The organism is Streptomyces sp. NPDC126510, assembly GCF_040302345.1.
Lineage (GTDB): Bacteria > Actinomycetota > Actinomycetes > Streptomycetales > Streptomycetaceae > Streptomyces.
This window is the reverse complement of the sequence record NZ_JBEORR010000064.1, coordinates 1-15,407: the sequence shown is the minus strand read 5'-3', so window position 1 is coordinate 15,407 and position 15,407 is coordinate 1. Positions and strand designations below refer to the sequence as shown.

The following is a 15,407-nucleotide window of genomic DNA, read 5'->3' as shown; positions in this document are numbered from 1 at the left end:
GAGATCGTCGCCGTCTCGCAAGAGTAGGGGCTTAATCCGCATGCTTGAAGTATCTCAAATCGCACTGTCAAAGAATTTTAGGCGCGCGGCACTAGCGACCTCGCTGACGGCGCGGTTGCCCGACGCGATCGCCGAACCGTTCTTCTCTCGTAGCCGGGTCGTGAGCCGCGACCGTGCCGGCACAGCGCGGGACTGCTGCGTGAATGTCGCTGTCCCACAGGCCGGTTCGCGGCACACCAAGCGCCGTTTGAGCCACCACAGATCGGTTCTTTGGCCGGAGGCAGGCAAGTCCTTGACTCGAACCAGTGGCCGCTCCTTGATCCTTGAGGTGAGCACCCCGCACTCGGGGCAGGCGCCCTCCGGGTCGATGACCTCGATGACGACACGCACCGTGTCGGCATCGATTCGTTCGAGCTGCAGGACGGTGAACTCGTCCTCCAGCCCGAGCAGCACTGACGTACCCTCGTTCATGCTCGTGGCCTCGCTGTTGTCGCGTTGTGAGAGACCAACAGCATGTCGGGGCCACGAGCCCCATCAACTACCGGGCACCCCGCTCAAGCGCGAAGAGCCTCTTAAGTGACTGTGTAACAACCAGTTTCGATGGAAGTCGCTATCTGAATTGAAATTCTGGGCGGAAATGCACGACGACCAATGGCTCTGGCAGGGGTAACTGTGCGCGTCACCGATGGCGAGGGAACCAACAGCGTCGAGATCGACATGCTCGTGACCGCCGACGCCATCACCGAAGTGCCGTCGGTTGGCTGAGACTTGTTCAGTGCCGAGCCCTGCAAGAGCGGAGTTTGCGTCGGGCGCTCCCGGTAGATCGGCGGTGGCCTTCATGGTGTGATCGCGCTCTATACGCACTGGCTTTAGTGGTGGGTGTTGCTGTCGCGGCGCGCCGTCCTGTGGGCGGCAGGAAGAATCTGGCCGACGTGTTCGGCGGGACCGAGCATGAAGCGGTCCAAGCCGGAACGCGTTGGGCTGTAGACGTACTGGAGTCGGAGGGAATTTCTGCTTCGGAGCAACCTTTGGTCGCGTTACGTGAGTTGCGTCGGGCTAATCGAGCGTTGTCGCTTACCGGTGCCAAGGTTCTTCTGGACCAACTTCTGCCACCTCGCTAGCGCAGTCGCGGGTCGCTGTCCCCGAAACGTCCGCGATCTGGTCCTGGGTCACCACTCCTGAATGATGTTGACGGTGCTCGTCCAGATCGCAGGATTGTTGACCGTGAAGGTACATCAAATCAGGACGGCATCTCCGGGTGGCTATGAGGTTCGGAGACGCGTCGGGGTGGTAATGGGCTCTTTCTTACTGGTGAGCGGTGTAGCCGTTTCACGGTGACCACCAGATCATACTTTGGTACGCTTAAAGTATGACCACGAAATTTACCATAAGTCTGCCTGACGAGGATGCGCACCTACTCGACGAGTATGTGCGTGATCACGGACTTCGTGGCCGGTCGGCAGGAATTCGAGCCGCACTCCGCCTACTCTCGACGTCCGGACTCGAACGTGACTACGCTGCAGCGTTTGCTGAAGGTGACGTAGATGAAGTGTGGGACGCTGTCACGGCAGACACCGAATGATTCGCCGCGCGCACATTCACTGGGTGGATCTCGATCCGGCGCAGGGCAGTGAAGCGGCGAAACGACGACCGGCGGTGGTGGTGAGCAACGACCGGGCCAACGCTACTGCAGAAAATCTCGGCAGGGGCGTGATCACCGTGGTTCCGTTGACTACCAATACCGCGCACGTGTTTCCGTTTCAGGTGATTGTCGAGTCCGACGAGTCAGGTTTGGCGCGAGCGTCGAAAGCGCAAGCGGAGCAAGTGCGTTCGGTATCGGTTCGGCGTCTGGATCCTGAACCTGTCGGCAAGGTCGGGATGGAGACTTTCGCCGCACTCGAGGACGCGCTGCGGCTGCACCTCGATCTGCAGTAACTTGGTGCTGTTGGGGCCGGGTGATCGCCTCGATCGTCGGGGTGCGTGTTTATGACAGCTTGAGTCGAGACCACCGTGACGGCTAGACCCAGGCCCATCTGCGACTCGCCGGACCGGTAGTGACGGTTTGAGCTGAGCCCACCTCAGTGTTGTGGCATCTGGCTTGTTCGGATGCCAGCAACTGCTGGAGGGCAGTGATGGAGACTCGAATGGAGTTGTTCGCTCGTATTCGACGTGATGCCCGGGTCGAGGGGTGTTCGATCCGGCAGTTGGCCCGCCGCCACCAGGTTGGCCGGGCAACGGTGCGGATGGCGTTGGCGCAGGCGGAGCCGCCGCCGAGAAAAGTTCCGGTGCGTTGTTCACCGAAGCTCGATCCGTTCAAAGCCGCGATCGACGCCATGCTCACCGCCGATATCGACGCACCACGAAAACAACGCCACACGGCCCGCCGAATCCTCGCCAGACTGGCCGACGAACATGGAGCGCAGCACCTTTCGTATTCGACGGTGCGTGACTACGTGCGGGTTCGGCGAGCACAGATCGACGTCGAAGCCGGACGTCGCATCGAAGTGTTCGTCCCGCAGGAACATGCTCCCGGAGCCGAGGCGGAAGTCGATTTCGGTGAAGTGTGGGTGATCTTGGCCGGGGTGAAAACCAAATGCCATATGTTCGCCTTCCGCCTCTCACACTCGGGAAAAGCTGTGCACCGCGTGTACTCGACGCAAGGGCAGGAAGCGTTCCTCGAAGGCCATATCGCCGCGTTCGAGGAAATCGGCGGTGTCCCCACCCGTCACATCCGCTACGACAATTTGACCAGTGCTGTGCAGAAAGTGATCTACGGCTCCTCCCGAGCGCGGGTGGAGAACCAGCGATGGGTACTGTTCCGCTCGCACTTCGGGTTCGACCCGTTTTACTGCCAGCCTGGTATCTCGGGGGCGCACGAGAAGGGCGGCGTGGAGGGCGAGGTGGGCCGGTTCCGCCGAAACAGGTTGTCCCCGATGCCCGTTGTCAACTCACTCGATGAGCTCAACGAGAAGATCCGCGCTTGGGACACGGCAGATAACGGCCGCCGAATCAATGACCGGATACGCACTGTCGGGCAGGATTTCGCCGTCGAAGCACCGCTCCTGCTACCTGTTCCAAGCGAGGGCTTCGACCCGGGATTGTCGCTGGAACCACGAGTCGATCGGTCAGCGTTGATCACGGTGCGAATGGCGAAATACTCTGTCCCAGCACGTTTCATCGGCAGACAAGTGCGAGTCTCGTTGCGGGCGTCGGAAGTGGTGGTCTTCGACGGCCGGGCGGTGATCGCTCGCCATCAACGGGTCATCGCCCGGGGCGGTCAGAGCCTCGATCTCGACCACTACCTCGAAGTGTTGCGCACCAAACCCGGCGCCCTGCCAGGGGCGAGCGCTTTGGCCGCTGCCCGCAGGAACGGAACATTTACCTCGAGTCATGACGCATTCTGGGCCGCGGCCAGAAAAACTGACGGTGATGCCGGCGGAACCCGCCAACTCATCGATGTCCTGCTCCTGCACCGCACCATCGATAGCGATGACGTGATCGCCGGCATTGAAGAAGCTCTGACCGTCGGCGCAGTCACCGCTGATGTCGTCGCGGTCGAAGCCCGCCGCCACGCATCATTGGAGGTCGATGCGGCTGGGTCTGATTCAGGCCGTCATCTCGTTGCTCGTCGCAGCGGCCGGGAGCAACGCGTTGTCAGCTTGACCCAACGTCGTCTCGCCGATCCGGCAGCGGTCATCGCTGGTCTGCCGGCCGATTCTCGGCCTGCGCCGACGGTCGATCACTACGACCAACTCCTGCGACTACCTGAACGCCGCAATCCCGCCCAGCCCGCTGCCCGAGCCGAGTGAAAGAAGGCCCGAGAATGGTTCGTCAATCCGTCACGGTTTCCACCACGTTGCGCCGCCGAGGTTTGACCGAGGAGGCCGCCACCGCCGCGGTCGATCAAGCGTGCCGCCGACTACGACTTCCCACCATCCGTGCCGTCGTCGAGGACGCCGCCACTGCCGCCCGCAAGGACCAGCTTTCGTACTACGGATTTCTGGCGGAGTTGCTGCTTTCCGAATGCGACGACCGTGACCGCAGAAGTGTGGTGCGGCGAATCAAGGGAGCGGGGTTTCCTCGCGAAAAGTGGTTGGCAGACTTCGATTTCGATGCCAACCCCAATATCAATCCCGCGACCATTGGAACCCTCGCCACCGGCGACTGGATCCGCAAAGGCCAACCCCTGTGTTTGATCGGGGACTCCGGAACCGGGAAATCGCATCTCCTCATCGGGCTCGGGGCTGCGGCCGCCGAGCACGGTTACCGCGTCAAATACGTCCTCGCGACCCGGTTGGTCAACGAGCTCGTCGAAGCCGCCGACGAGAAACAACTCGCTCGCACGATCGCCCGTTACGGGCGAGTGGATCTACTTTTGCTGGACGAGCTCGGTTACATGGAACTCGACAAGCGAGGCGCTGAGCTGCTCTTCCAGGTTTTGACCGAACGGGAGGAGAAAAATTCCGTCGCGATCGCGTCGAACGAGTCGTTCTCCAAAGCGCACATGTTCGCGCGAATCTGTGCGTAGTCGCGCCGAAGTTTCACGGGTTCGGCAGTCGGGTGGGGTCGACGAAGTCTGCCAGGTAGATCATGGCGGCCTCGGCGGTCATGCCGAATGCCGCGGCGACGAGCTTCGGATCCATGGTGTTGACCAGATCGATAAGGCGAGTGCAGCGGATCATCCGCGGGCCGAACCCGCAATCGTCGAGCACATGACTCAGATAGGCGACCGATGCGGGTGACCGTCCGGCCTTGGTCCCTTTGGTGACGATGACGTGCGGATTGGCGGTGCGCCAGGAGGCGCGCTGGGCCAAACAGCGCTGCACGATCGTCCAGCTCGCCGGGTCCATCGGGACCGGATGCGGTCGCTCGCCAAGCCTGACGGTCTGTCGAAGCGGATCGACATCGTCGCAGGTCAGCAGCCGGACTTCGCGACTGGAAGCGCCATGCAGCAAGGCGAGGATGCCGACCAGGGATTCATGCGGATGCACCAGCAGGTCGGTGGTCCACCGCTGGAACAACCGGCGTTGTTGCTCGAGAGTGAGCGTCCGGCCACGAAAACCCTTGGCCTCTTTCCTGTCCAGGCTCTTCGTCGGATCGACAAGGACCAGACGGTGACTGCGCGCGAATCGGAAAAACTGGCGCAGCACGGTGAGTCTTCGCTGGCGCGACTTCGGCAGGGAAACTAGGAACGCCTCGACGTCGCCGAGCTCGACGGTCGCCCAATCTTGTTTCCCGCGTTCACTGTTCAAGAACGAAGCGAAATCTCGAACGGCCGCCAGTGCGGCCTCTATGGTCGAATCGCTGCGGGGCAGTGTTCCGGCCCGGCGAGCACGGGCCTTGGCGGTAAGCATGAACTCGGCGAATCCTGCGATTGCCGGTCGCAGCGGTTCAGGGGCCGCTTCGATCCGCCGTTGCCGGCGGCCGGCGGCGAGTCGCTCGTTGTGGTCGGTCGGCATCGCCAGCCCGTGTTCGGTGAAGAAATCTTGCATCGATCTGGCCAGCGGACCCATGGAACGGCCTGAGCGGCGTGCCCTGTCGAGCAGGGACGGCGGATGATTGGAGTGCTCGTCGTCGAGCAGTCGCCCCAGCTCGGTGACCGCCACACACGCACGGCCTGGCGAATAGCCGTCGGCGAGACAGGTGATCAGGCCGGGCAGCCAATCCGGCGGGTCGGCAAGACGTGCTAGGAGATGTTCGCCGGCCACATGCGGCCGATCCGGATGGCGCTGCCAGCATCGCGAGCACATGCCGCGGCAAGCATGGCGACGCAACACGCCACAGGCGACGCAGACGCGCGGGGGCTTCTTCGAAGGGCGCGGCCTCGAACAGTGACCGCACCAGCCGGTGTCCACGCGCAGATACCCGGGTTTGCCGCACCGCGGACAGTCCTGTTGCCGAGCTTGCAGGTCGGCTTTGCGTTGGCAGCCCCGGCACAACACGGCCTCCGCGAAGCGGACCTTGTGACCGCACTGCGCGCACCGGCGGGAACAAATCACGCAACGACCTGTCTCGACGACCAGCACCCTACTGCGGCTGCAGTCAGGGCACGGCTGCTTGGCGGCCGCGTCCTTGGCGCGGGCGGTGCACCGGCAGCACAGGTCGCGGCCGATGATGCCCACCGGTCCGCCGCACTCGGCACAGTCACGCTGGCGTTTACCCATGTTCTGCAATGACTTCCAGGTCGAAGCGTCACATCGGCGGAAGCGAGCGGCCGCGGGCGTTGACGGCTTGGCGCTGCGTCGGCGCCGGTCGAATTGGCGGATCGGCAGGACGCTCGACGGGAGTGGCGTCGATCTCGAACAAGTCGTCCGGAGTGCATTGCAAGGCAGTGCACAACGCGATCAGCGTCGTCATCTTGATCTGGGTGGGTTCCTTGGTGAACAGCGCCGACACCGACGCCGCCGACATCTCCAGCCCGGCTTTGTCTGCCAGCAGCCTGCGCAGCTCGGTCCCGGTCCACACTTCGCGTTGGGCCGCGGCCATCCGCAGTCGCCACTTGATCCTCACGCTCGCTCGTCCTCTCCGCTGAGCTCGGCCAGGGTGGTGGTCACCGCGCGCCGATACGCGTCCTCGATGAAGGTCGCCGATGGCCGGACATACCGCATCGTCGATCCGACGGTCCAGTGACCCAGAAGCTGTTGGATCGCAACCAGATCCACGCCACGCTCATAGTTGTGGGTCGCGCACGCACGTCGCAGCGCATGCGGGCTGAACCGCTCCGAACGCGGGCGCCCTTCGAGCTCCATCAGATATCGCAGCCGGTTGCGGATCGTTCCACGATGCAGCGGCCCGCCGGACTCGTCGGCGAACAACACCGGCGAGTCCGGGAACTTGGGCCGCACGTCGGTCAGGAACCAGCGCAGCACCAGGTCCAGACCGTCGAGCATCGGAACCCATCGCGGCCGAGGACCGGACATCCTGGCGCCCTTACCGAAGCGGACATGAAGTTTGCCGAACGGACCACGATCGAAATGCACATCCGGAAGGTCGAGCAGCGCAGCCTCTTCCGAGCGCAGTCCGGCATGATAGAGCGTCCGGAACAGCGCGTAGTCCCGAGCTGCCGGCCCATATTTTCGGGCGGTGATGATGCGCGCCTTCATGAACTCGAAGAACTCCCGCACGCGCTCCGGAGTCGGAGGCGGCACCAGCGCCGGCGAATCGTCGCCGACATGGCGGGAGGCGTTGAACTCATCCACCGGACAGACCAGCTTCACCCCGAACACGGCCTCGATCTCGGCTGCCAAAAATCAACGGCACACTGCATTACTTGTGGCGGGCGGTCGACCAGCACGGGAACGTGCTCGATGTGCTGGTCCAGTCGCGCCGAAACGGCAACGCCGCCAAGCGATTCTTCCGTAAGCTGCTCAAGGGCTTGCAGTATGTGCCGCGGGTGATCGTTACCGACAAGCTGACCAGCTACAGCGTCGCTCACCGCGAGATGCTGGCCTCGGTCGAGCATCGCCGATCCAAGTATTTGAACAATCGGGCCGAGAACTCGCATCAACCCACCAGACAGCGGGAACATGCGATGAAACGGTTCGCATCGGCCCGGCACGCGCAACGTTTCCTGTCCGCGTTTAGTTCGATCTCACCGCATTTCCGGCCCGGTCGGTATCGACTGACCGCGCCCGAATGGCGTGCCGAGATGGCCGACCGTTTCGCGGTCTGGCAGGAAGTCACCGCGGCCGGTGTCGCCGCCTGAAAGTGAACTGCCCCAGCAGTGCCCTGTAACAGAATGCCCCAAACATCCTTCGCCGCTTCACTTTTCGATTAACGTGACAGTGCCCGGGGAACTATCTGGCCGTACGCGGGGAGAAACCATGGCCACAAAATGCGCCATAAATGGCCGCCAGTGGGGAGCTTACGACGGCCGTCGACATACCAGGTCGACGCGTTGCTGCGAGCCGGGCTCGACGCCGAAAACAATCATACCGACCACGCGAGTGCGAAGGCCTCACGCTCACAGTTCGATGAACGTTCCCCGTACCACCGTGTACGGGCACCTCAACACACGCACCCGGGCTGCGAGTTCGTCGGCTGTACCGGTGAACATGGTGGGCTGCGGTCCCTGTTGTGGCGATGCTGTCGCCGCGGATCTGCCTCTGCGGCTACGAGCCGAGCACCAGAGCCGAAGACGCCCACCAACGCGCGGACCTTCTTGGTTCGGTCATCGCCCGATCTCATTGCGACCAGTGCGAACCGCCGCCGGCCTTCGATGTCGCGTGCGCGGTGTGCGGCGACGGGCCGAATCCTCGCCGGCGATCTCGCCCAGGCCGCCCACAGTGGTGATGGTTTTCCGGACCCGGTGCGCCGGTGGCTCACAGCGAGCGGATGGACCGTACCGTCTGAGTTGCGGTGCCCGGATCACGCCTGAGGGTTGACGTCGTTGTCGTTGTCGCAGCGACTCGTCAGTCCTGTACTCCACGCCGAAGGCGTCGGAGAAGGGTGCACATCGGTTATTGCCCGGGTAATAACGTTGGTCTGCCCACCTGCACCAAGATGGTCGGTTCGTCCGCGTCCCCCGGCCGTGCGGCGCGTCGTATCTTCACGCGAGCCGGTCCTCACGACTGGTTCCATCGACCAGGCCGAGCCGCGGCATCGTCGCCGACCGCGCATCTTTCGATGCCGAGAGTCAACCCACTTATTTCGGCAACCTCGGTGACCGAGAACGTCTACACCGGATCTTCGTGAGTCAAGGCACGATAACCGGTGGCACCGGCTCGGTCCACTGCTGCCTTGACCAGGCCGAAGAATGCCCCTTGAATGACTGCGGCAATCAATACTTCTCGGACACTACGGTGGAGATCTTTCGGGTTCGGTGCGGCCGCGTCGTTGTCGTCGACGCGCTTCCAAATCTGTTTGAACACCACGCCGGCGGCGATACCGCCGAGCACGCTCGTCGCCAGGGAGAGCGGTTTGTAGATTGCTTTCACGACCGCGCTCATCGATCACTCCTTCTGTGAGACCGCTTGCGGCGGAAGATGATCAACGCGACGAGGGCGATGCCGAGCGAGACTGCGGTGAGGATTTGCGGGTTTTCTTTGGCAAAGGCTTTCGCTTCGTGCAGCTGTGCATTCGCACTGTCCTGCACCCGCGCGGGTACATCCGCTTTGGCGGCGAGCGCGGCGACGGTGTCCGCGAGATCGGCGCGCTGTTCTTCCACGCTCCGCTCCGGGTCAGTCGACGCGGTCGCCCCAGGTGGAATGCTCTCGGACGGGTTGTCATGACTGTCGGTCATCGGATGCCCTTCTTGATGGTGGAGATGTCTTCGCTGACGCTGGCCGCGGTGTCCTGCGGAACTGGTGGTAGTGCCTTCTTGGATCGGGTTGCGCCCACCGCGGCCACCGCTCCGCCGATCATCAGAACAGTAACGCCGACGATCAGCGCTGCGAGCCAGGGGGCAACGACGGTGGCGAGTCCGAGTACTGCTGCGGCGATCAGAGTTGCGAGTCCGAACAACGCCAAGACGGCTCCCGCTCCGGAGATGCCGATCCCGATCCCGAGTCGGGTGCCTTTGTTTTTGACTTCGTCCAGTCCGGCGGCGATTTCAGTGCGCACCAGTGTCGACACTTGCTCGGTGAGTCGCTCGACGAGTTGAACGGTCGACAAGTCCGCCGCTTGGGGGGAGTTCGGCGTAGGGGTGCGCTCAGCGTGGTCGCGTGTGGGATCACTCATCGGTGTTCCTCCCGGTTTCGGTGGGTACGGGTCGGCAGAACTAGCAGCCCTGGACTTTTCGCTACCGTGGTCGGAGATGTGCGCCTGACGCAACTCTCGCCCACGTTCGACCTCGTCGGCGTCTTTCTGGGCGTTCTTGTCCGAGACGCGAGTGTCTCTGGGCGGGAGTTGGAGTTGTTCTTCGGCGGCGATCCCGGCTTGAAGTTGTCGTCCGCGTTCGAGTTCGGAATCGAGTTCTGCGCCGAACAGCAGTGCAAGGTTGGTGATCCACAACCACAGCAGGAACACGATCGCGCCGGCGAGGGAGCCGTAGGTCTTGTTGTAGCTGCTGAAGTTGGCGACGTAAAACCCGAAACCGACCGATGCGAGGATCCACACCACAATGGCCAGGGCGGCGCCGCCGCTGATCCACCGAAACTTCGGTTGCTGGATGTTCGGAGTGGCGTAATACAGAATCGCAACGGCGAGAACGACGAACACCAGCACCACCGGCCAGCGAGCGATATTCCAGACAGTCAAGGCGGTGTCTCCCGCCCCGATCACATCGCCGATCGCTCGTGCAACGGGCCCACTGATCGCCAACATCGCTGCAGCGCAACCGATCAACGTCAACGCGACGATAGTCACCAGCAGCATCACCGGCCGAAGTTTCCACACTGGACGGCCTTCGTCGACCTCGTACATGCGGTTCATCGCACGCCCGAACGCTCCGACATACCCGGAAGCGGACCATAGCGCGCCCGCGATACCGGCGATGAGGGCGAACCCAGCCGCCGGGGCTTGCACGAGCTGCTGAATCGGTCCCCTCAGGGTATCCACTGCCGAGGATGGACCGAGGGCGCCGACAATTTGCAAAACCGCATCCACGGTCGACTGACCTTGGCCGAATACTCCGAGAAGGGAAACCACTGCCAGGATCGCCGGAAACAGCGACAGCACAGCGTAATACGTCAACGCAGCCGCGAGGTCAGTGCACTGATCACGCGAGAACTGGCGAGCGGTCGAGCGCAGTACGTAGAGCCACGACGATTTCGTCAGCTCGGTCGGCGACTGCGGTTTGCGAGGGTCGTCCGGGTCCGCCTCGACCGGAGCGGTGTCAGCGCCGGTCATCTCTGATCAGTTCCTCTCGCTCGAACTTGTACGTAGTAGTTGCGCAAAACCTGTTCGTCATCAGGAGTTAGAGCATCGACATGTCCCCGCTCCGGTGCACCGCTGACCTGGGCGCCGGTGAACGGCACTCGCAGGCTTTGCCCGTCACGATAAGCACCAGTCAGGGGAACCAAGGCATACCCAGCGTCATCGAAGTCCACAGTCACCCAATGCGGTGACGCTGTGATCGGATCGAGAAGCAACGACCCGATCACACCGATAACATCGCCGTCAACTCCGATTACCTGCCCTCCGCGCAGCAGTCGAGCGTCCTCCACCGTAATCGTCGAACTGTCACTGTTTTGCATCATCAATCGTGTCTGTTCGGGAAACAGTGCGGGTTCACTTGCGGACACGACGGGCCAGAGTGGAACCGAGCCCGGTGAGAATTTGTGCGGGGCGTTGCTGCTCGCCCTGCTGCGCTCCCAGAACGACGATGGCCCCGGTCAGAGCCGGCAGAGCCCACTGCACATACTGCAGTTGCCGCTGAGCGGCGGTGACCTCGTCGGGGGTCGAGGGCGCCGGTTCGGTAGCACCCTCGACGTATTCGCCGTCTGCTGTGGCGATCTTGGCTCCGAGGACACCGCTGTATGCGGTCGCCGCAAGGGCAGCGCCCGTGACAACGATCTTGGTGATCGTGTTCGCTTTGACCCCGCCCTGGTGTTGCGCTCGGTCCCTGTTCGCATACAGCAGTGCCCCGCCGCCGACGAGGTGAGCACCGATAGCGGCCGCGTTGACCGGAGCCCATTTCGCCCATCCCAACGAGGCGACCCGTGCGCGGTCCTGGGGGTCACGAACCGCATCGGCGGCGCCGTTAAGACCGACTGCCCCCATCAGCGAGCCGCCGAACCATGCTGCTGCTCCGAGGTCGTGCAGACTGCGAATGACGGTATTACGTGATGGCATAAGTTCCTCCTGGACTGGGATGGACGGTGGCGTCGGGGGATGTCGCCGACTTCGAAGCCGCTCGATGTCGCGAGGTGAGTTGCGGCAGCGAACTGTGGTCTCTCACGTAGTGAGCGTGCCTAGAACGAAGCGGAAAGCTACCGCGGTGCCGAGCGTAATTGCCAAGCCTGCGGCGACGTTGGTAAGCAGCCACCCCACCGTGAGGCCCAGGACAACAGCTGCCATGACCACCAACGCGACATCGATGAAAGGCCCACGCGGGATGCCTCGAAGCATCGAAGCGATACGCCGCCCGACATCCGCTGCACCCCAGCTCGCGCAGGTGAAGCTGATCTCGCTGTGCCGAGTTGGTGAGACGGCGATCGTCATTATCGGGCTCCCGACTCTGTGAGTGCTTTCTTCGTACCTACGTCAACAACACTCTAAAATCTATACCATCGGATACAGATTATGAACAGCTGCCGAGCTGTCCACCGATTGAAAGGGGCTGCGTCATTGGTTGTTGCGTAGTTTCCTGATCTGCGGAGATTTCGTTCTCCGTCAACGGCCGAGGGCTCCCTTCTTTCTCATCCGTGTTGAGCACATAACCGCTGAGTACACGTTCGGGCTTCCATCTATGCGGGCCCAGAGGTGTGGAGGTCTTCTGAAGATCGCGGGCATTGAAGCAGAGTGGAAGGGGCAGAAGCTGGCAGAACCCGCCTTTGGTGTCTAAGGATTGGACGTCTATGCGCGCCGATATGGAGGGGCAAGTTGTGGAGTGGTTCGTATCGATATGGGATGAGGGATCCGGTTTTCTTCGCTATCGCGGCGGCTCCGGGTCCGATCGTGGGTGGGTGATCGAGCAGGTGGTTGCGGCGGGTTGCGCCGTCGCGTTCGGTGGTGATGGTTCGATGACCGGCCTTGTGGGAAACGCGGTTATTGCCGGCATGCCGATGGATTCGATCGCCTTCGGCGACTCGGCAATCAGCGATGATGATCTCGTCCGGTTGATCAGCGCCCGTTTCGATCGCGCGTGGGGCTGTATATCGCCTACCTGAGTTCCCCGTGCTCCCGACGTCTCTACCGGACTTTATTCCGCGAATGAAGAAAATATGTATCGTGGAGGTCAGATTAAATTTTTGTGCGTATGCAGTTAGGGAGTCGTGATGATGTCGGCCGAATTCGCTCAGGTGTGGCGATGACGAACAAGCGTTCACAGCAAGGGGTCTATGGGATTTCGGGGATGTCGGAGCTTTCTGGAGTGGGCCCTCAAACGCTACGACTGTACGAGCGGCGCGGTCTTTTGGCCCCCACTCGCACTGCAGGGGGGACGCGCCGGTACAGCGACGTGGATCTGAACACGTTGGACCGAATCACCGCACTGATCGACGAGGGGGTCAACGTGGTGGGGGTTCGGTTGATTCTCTCCCTCGAAGCCCAGAATGCACTGCTTGAGGCGCGTCTCGGTCAGTTCAGTGGGGCGGGACCGCTTCAGCGTGAGCGCCGTCTTCGCCGAGAGTGACGAGGCCGAGCCCCTCGCCGGTAGGAGAGACGATTGCTCCTTCGGAGCGACTGATGTCGCCGAAGTCTGCGTCCGCGAGGATCTTGTTGCCGTCCGCTTCGAGTTGTTCGAGAGCAGAATCGAAGGCGTCGATGAGCCAGACTTGGGTGGCTGCGGTGAGTAGTTCGTCCAGTGCGTCGTCGGCGTTGGTTTGAAAAATTCGCACCAGCCAGGAGCCTTCGATCTCGGGGTCATCCGAGAGTCCGTGCGGGGTGTTGGTGGCGACGACGTAGCGGTTGTATTCCAGCTCGACGCGGATGGCGTACATCCCGGCGAGGTTGACGACGTTCACCGGACGTTGGGTTACGGCAGCCAATGCGGTCAATGCGTCGCCGTAGGTTTGCGAGTACTTCACTGTCAGGGGCATGGTCTTGGTCGGCCTATCTGTTCGGGGCCGATGCTGCTTGCATGGCTCATGGCAGGCCTATCTGTTCGGGGCCGATGCTGCTTGCATGGCTCATGGCAGGCCTGGCGCCGCTGTCGACTCAGGACTGTTCCTGATCTTATCTCGGATTGGCAACGACGACTGCTCTCGCGGGCATTGCCGTGATCGTTCTTCAGCACCACATCGCTTGGCCGTCTGTTTGAATGTGGCCTGCACGGGTAGTTGATGTCATAGACCGCGGCGCTGGGGACAGTGTCCGCTGTTCTCGAAGTATGTGGTTCAGCTCGAAGATAGATACAGGACTGGGCTGCCCGACCGCTCGACGAGGTATACGCTGCGATTTTCGTCGATGCGATCGTCGTCAAAGTCCGCCGGCGGTCAGGTCGCAAACCGGCCGATCTATGCCGCGATCGGCGTTAGCCTCGACGGACACCGCGACGTGCTCGGATTGTGGGCCGGCCCCGGCGGTGAGGGCGCCAATTTCTTCGATGAGCGTGCTGACAGACATCCGACATCGCGGCACCCGGGACGTATTCTTCCTGGTCTGCGACGGGCTCAAAGGCCTACCGGACGAAGCATCACAACACGAGTCACAGTCGACCCAGGTTCGGCCAACTCCCACACCAGTCGCTCCGGAGCGCGAACTTGCTGACCTCGACACCACCAAGTTCCATACCCACTGGAGCCCCGAGGTCGACCACCAACTCATGAACAGCCGCACCATCCCACAACACAGCAGCAGACCAGAAGGACCGAGACTGTGAGCATCATCGGATACGCCCGCGTCTCCACCCTCGAACAAAACCCCGAGCTGCAGCAGCACGCACTCCGCCAAGCCGGCGCGATCCGCATCTTCACCGACTACGAATCCGGCTCGACAACGCAGCGCCCCCAGCTCACCGAATGCCTGAACTACCTACGCGATCACGACGGTGATGTCCTTGTCGTCTGGAAACTTGATCGCCTCGGACGATCCGTCCGCCACGTCATCGACACAGTCCACAACCTCGGCGAACGTGGTATCGCATTCCGTTCCCTCACCGAAGGATTCGACACAACCACCGCAGGCGGCGAATTCTTATTCCACATCATGGCAGCCCTCGCCCAAATGGAACGCCGCATGATCGTCGAACGCACCCACGCCGGCCTCGAAGCCGCTCGACGCCAAGGTCGACACGGCGGCCGGCCCACCGTCATGACCCCCGAACGCACCGAACTCGCCCGCACGATGCGTGAACAGGGCAAAAGCCTCGACACGATAGCTTCGACACTCCGTGTCGGCAGATCCTCCGTCAGTCGTGCCCTCGCACCCGAGAAGGCCGGCGGGCAGCAGTAATCCTCACACGAACCAAGCACGAGCCGAACCGTCAAAACCGACGCGGTACCGCCCTGTGTCCGCAGCCTTTCCCTCCATTCGAGCCAACCCATCGGCAGGGTCCCGATGCGCCGCCGTTCCTTTGGCCGTGGGATCGGCGGCGAGAGCGCTCAAATACAACAGAATTGGCTCGGAAACCCCCGTGGGTCAACACATAATCATCAGCCATGTCTTCTGCCCGCCGTGGTGCGGAAGAGTTCCACGACCACCACGTATACCCCAACAGCGCAGCCGCAGCGAGAAGTGTACAGCCCACCAGGACTGCGAGGCCTGCGTCCGGGGACTGTTTCGTAATCGGTGTTTTGGCCCGAGACGCTGAGTGAATGCTCGGCGAGGAGGTGCCGAGATGACGACACTGGAGAATGTGACGAAGA

The 15,407-nt window shown here is 62.3% G+C and carries 17 protein-coding genes and 3 pseudogenes; 9 read left to right on the top strand and 11 right to left on the bottom strand.

The window, feature by feature from the left end; all coding sequences use genetic code 11:
* Nucleotides 1–54 precede the first annotated feature (54 nt).
* Nucleotides 55–471, bottom strand: a complete 417-nt coding sequence (locus tag ABTX60_RS41915) for a transposase family protein (RefSeq protein WP_073513843.1) — start codon at nucleotides 469–471, stop codon at nucleotides 55–57.
* Nucleotides 472–1,369: 898 nt separating this feature from the next.
* Between ABTX60_RS41915 and ABTX60_RS41910 the strand changes: the two genes are divergently transcribed.
* From ABTX60_RS41910 to istB, 4 genes and pseudogenes are all read left to right on the top strand, one after another.
* Nucleotides 1,370–1,582, top strand: coding sequence for a ribbon-helix-helix domain-containing protein (locus ABTX60_RS41910; RefSeq protein ID WP_003943374.1), 213 nt, complete (start codon nucleotides 1,370–1,372; stop codon nucleotides 1,580–1,582).
* Nucleotides 1,579–1,935: a type II toxin-antitoxin system PemK/MazF family toxin gene (locus tag ABTX60_RS41905; protein ID WP_003943396.1), complete on the top strand. Its 357-nt coding sequence runs from the start codon at nucleotides 1,579–1,581 to the stop codon at nucleotides 1,933–1,935. Before ABTX60_RS41910 ends, ABTX60_RS41905 begins: the two co-directional genes overlap by 4 nt.
* Nucleotides 1,936–2,132: 197 nt before the next feature.
* The gene (gene istA / locus ABTX60_RS41900) at nucleotides 2,133–3,809 is read left to right on the top strand and encodes an IS21 family transposase (RefSeq protein ID WP_209923458.1); all 1,677 of its coding nucleotides are present in this window, start codon (nucleotides 2,133–2,135) and stop codon (nucleotides 3,807–3,809) included.
* Nucleotides 3,810–3,823: 14 nt separating this feature from the next.
* A pseudogene (gene istB / locus ABTX60_RS41895) lies at nucleotides 3,824–4,525 on the top strand (IS21-like element helper ATPase IstB); the annotation flags it as partial.
* Between the two features lie 16 nt (nucleotides 4,526–4,541).
* On the opposite strand, the gene ABTX60_RS41890 reads toward istB, so the two are convergent.
* The 3 genes from ABTX60_RS41890 to ABTX60_RS41880 form a co-directional block, all read right to left on the bottom strand.
* Nucleotides 4,542–5,708, bottom strand: coding sequence for a tyrosine-type recombinase/integrase (locus tag ABTX60_RS41890; protein WP_003943392.1), 1,167 nt, complete (start codon nucleotides 5,706–5,708; stop codon nucleotides 4,542–4,544).
* Between the two features lie 484 nt (nucleotides 5,709–6,192).
* Entirely contained in the window at nucleotides 6,193–6,510 is a 318-nt protein-coding gene (locus ABTX60_RS41885) for a helix-turn-helix domain-containing protein (RefSeq protein WP_064445096.1), read from the bottom strand.
* A complete protein-coding gene (locus ABTX60_RS41880; protein WP_003943364.1) occupies nucleotides 6,507–7,247 on the bottom strand; it encodes a tyrosine-type recombinase/integrase in 741 nt (246 codons plus the stop codon). Before ABTX60_RS41880 ends, ABTX60_RS41885 begins: the two co-directional genes overlap by 4 nt.
* Between ABTX60_RS41880 and ABTX60_RS41875 the strand changes: the two are divergent.
* Nucleotides 7,247–7,705: pseudogene (locus tag ABTX60_RS41875) on the top strand (IS6 family transposase); the annotation flags it as partial. The gene ABTX60_RS41880 and the pseudogene ABTX60_RS41875 sit on opposite strands and share 1 nt — an antisense overlap.
* A 970-nt stretch (nucleotides 7,706–8,675) precedes the next feature.
* Here ABTX60_RS41875 and ABTX60_RS41870 read toward each other — a convergent pair.
* The 6 genes from ABTX60_RS41870 to ABTX60_RS41845 all read right to left on the bottom strand — a co-directional run bounded on the left by ABTX60_RS41870 (nucleotide 8,676) and on the right by ABTX60_RS41845 (nucleotide 12,102).
* The gene (locus tag ABTX60_RS41870) at nucleotides 8,676–8,948 is read right to left on the bottom strand and encodes a DUF4235 domain-containing protein (RefSeq protein ID WP_003943358.1); all 273 of its coding nucleotides are present in this window, start codon (nucleotides 8,946–8,948) and stop codon (nucleotides 8,676–8,678) included.
* On the bottom strand, nucleotides 8,945–9,241 hold the full coding sequence (locus ABTX60_RS41865; RefSeq protein WP_080552793.1) for a DUF3618 domain-containing protein: 297 nt from the start codon (nucleotides 9,239–9,241) through the stop codon (nucleotides 8,945–8,947). The genes ABTX60_RS41870 and ABTX60_RS41865 overlap by 4 nt, the downstream gene beginning before the upstream one ends.
* Entirely contained in the window at nucleotides 9,238–10,788 is a 1,551-nt protein-coding gene (locus ABTX60_RS41860) for a YhjD/YihY/BrkB family envelope integrity protein (RefSeq protein WP_064442830.1), read from the bottom strand. The genes ABTX60_RS41865 and ABTX60_RS41860 overlap by 4 nt, the downstream gene beginning before the upstream one ends.
* Nucleotides 10,785–11,183 carry a hypothetical protein gene (locus tag ABTX60_RS41855; protein WP_350835159.1) on the bottom strand — a complete coding sequence of 133 codons (399 nt, stop codon included), beginning with the start codon at nucleotides 11,181–11,183 and terminating at the stop codon, nucleotides 10,785–10,787. The genes ABTX60_RS41860 and ABTX60_RS41855 overlap by 4 nt, the downstream gene beginning before the upstream one ends.
* A complete protein-coding gene (locus ABTX60_RS41850) occupies nucleotides 11,170–11,733 on the bottom strand; it encodes a hypothetical protein (RefSeq protein ID WP_003943350.1) in 564 nt (187 codons plus the stop codon). Before ABTX60_RS41850 ends, ABTX60_RS41855 begins: the two co-directional genes overlap by 14 nt.
* Nucleotides 11,734–11,835: 102 nt before the next feature.
* Nucleotides 11,836–12,102 carry a hypothetical protein gene (locus ABTX60_RS41845; protein ID WP_037130799.1) on the bottom strand — a complete coding sequence of 89 codons (267 nt, stop codon included), beginning with the start codon at nucleotides 12,100–12,102 and terminating at the stop codon, nucleotides 11,836–11,838.
* Nucleotides 12,103–12,458: 356 nt separating this feature from the next.
* Here ABTX60_RS41845 and ABTX60_RS41840 point away from each other — a divergent pair, with 356 nt between their 5' ends.
* Nucleotides 12,459–12,770: a hypothetical protein gene (locus ABTX60_RS41840; protein ID WP_125053497.1), complete on the top strand. Its 312-nt coding sequence runs from the start codon at nucleotides 12,459–12,461 to the stop codon at nucleotides 12,768–12,770.
* 89 nt (nucleotides 12,771–12,859) lie between these two features.
* A complete protein-coding gene (locus ABTX60_RS41835) occupies nucleotides 12,860–13,234 on the top strand; it encodes a MerR family transcriptional regulator (protein WP_352101933.1) in 375 nt (124 codons plus the stop codon).
* On the opposite strand, the gene ABTX60_RS41830 is transcribed toward ABTX60_RS41835, so the two are convergent.
* On the bottom strand, nucleotides 13,185–13,628 hold the full coding sequence (locus tag ABTX60_RS41830; protein WP_232508977.1) for a hypothetical protein: 444 nt from the start codon (nucleotides 13,626–13,628) through the stop codon (nucleotides 13,185–13,187). The genes ABTX60_RS41835 and ABTX60_RS41830 overlap by 50 nt on opposite strands.
* 333 nt (nucleotides 13,629–13,961) lie before the next feature.
* Here ABTX60_RS41830 and ABTX60_RS41825 point away from each other — a divergent pair.
* Nucleotides 13,962–14,230 (top strand): annotated as a pseudogene (locus tag ABTX60_RS41825) (transposase); the annotation flags it as partial.
* Nucleotides 14,231–14,418: 188 nt separating this feature from the next.
* Complete coding sequence (locus ABTX60_RS41820; RefSeq protein WP_003943371.1) at nucleotides 14,419–14,994, top strand: recombinase family protein; 576 nt, start codon at nucleotides 14,419–14,421, stop codon at nucleotides 14,992–14,994.
* Nucleotides 14,995–15,407 lie beyond the last annotated feature (413 nt).

Excerpts from the sequence above, each read along its gene's own strand:
- ABTX60_RS41845 (WP_037130799.1), bottom strand. The coding sequence starts at position 12,102 with ATGACGATCGCCGTCTCACCAACTCGGCACAGCGAGATCAGCTTCACC.
- ABTX60_RS41835 (WP_352101933.1), top strand. The coding sequence starts at position 12,860 with ATGCAGTTAGGGAGTCGTGATGATGTCGGCCGAATTCGCTCAGGTGTG.
- ABTX60_RS41865 (WP_080552793.1), bottom strand. The coding sequence starts at position 9,241 with ATGACCGACAGTCATGACAACCCGTCCGAGAGCATTCCACCTGGGGCG.
- ABTX60_RS41840 (WP_125053497.1), top strand. The coding sequence starts at position 12,459 with ATGCGCGCCGATATGGAGGGGCAAGTTGTGGAGTGGTTCGTATCGATA.
- ABTX60_RS41915 (WP_073513843.1), bottom strand. The coding sequence starts at position 471 with ATGAACGAGGGTACGTCAGTGCTGCTCGGGCTGGAGGACGAGTTCACC.
- ABTX60_RS41860 (WP_064442830.1), bottom strand. The coding sequence starts at position 10,788 with ATGACCGGCGCTGACACCGCTCCGGTCGAGGCGGACCCGGACGACCCT.
- ABTX60_RS41870 (WP_003943358.1), bottom strand. The coding sequence starts at position 8,948 with ATGAGCGCGGTCGTGAAAGCAATCTACAAACCGCTCTCCCTGGCGACG.
- istA (WP_209923458.1), top strand. The coding sequence starts at position 2,133 with ATGGAGACTCGAATGGAGTTGTTCGCTCGTATTCGACGTGATGCCCGG.
- ABTX60_RS41905 (WP_003943396.1), top strand. The coding sequence starts at position 1,579 with ATGATTCGCCGCGCGCACATTCACTGGGTGGATCTCGATCCGGCGCAG.
- ABTX60_RS41910 (WP_003943374.1), top strand. The coding sequence starts at position 1,370 with ATGACCACGAAATTTACCATAAGTCTGCCTGACGAGGATGCGCACCTA.
- ABTX60_RS41850 (WP_003943350.1), bottom strand. The coding sequence starts at position 11,733 with ATGCCATCACGTAATACCGTCATTCGCAGTCTGCACGACCTCGGAGCA.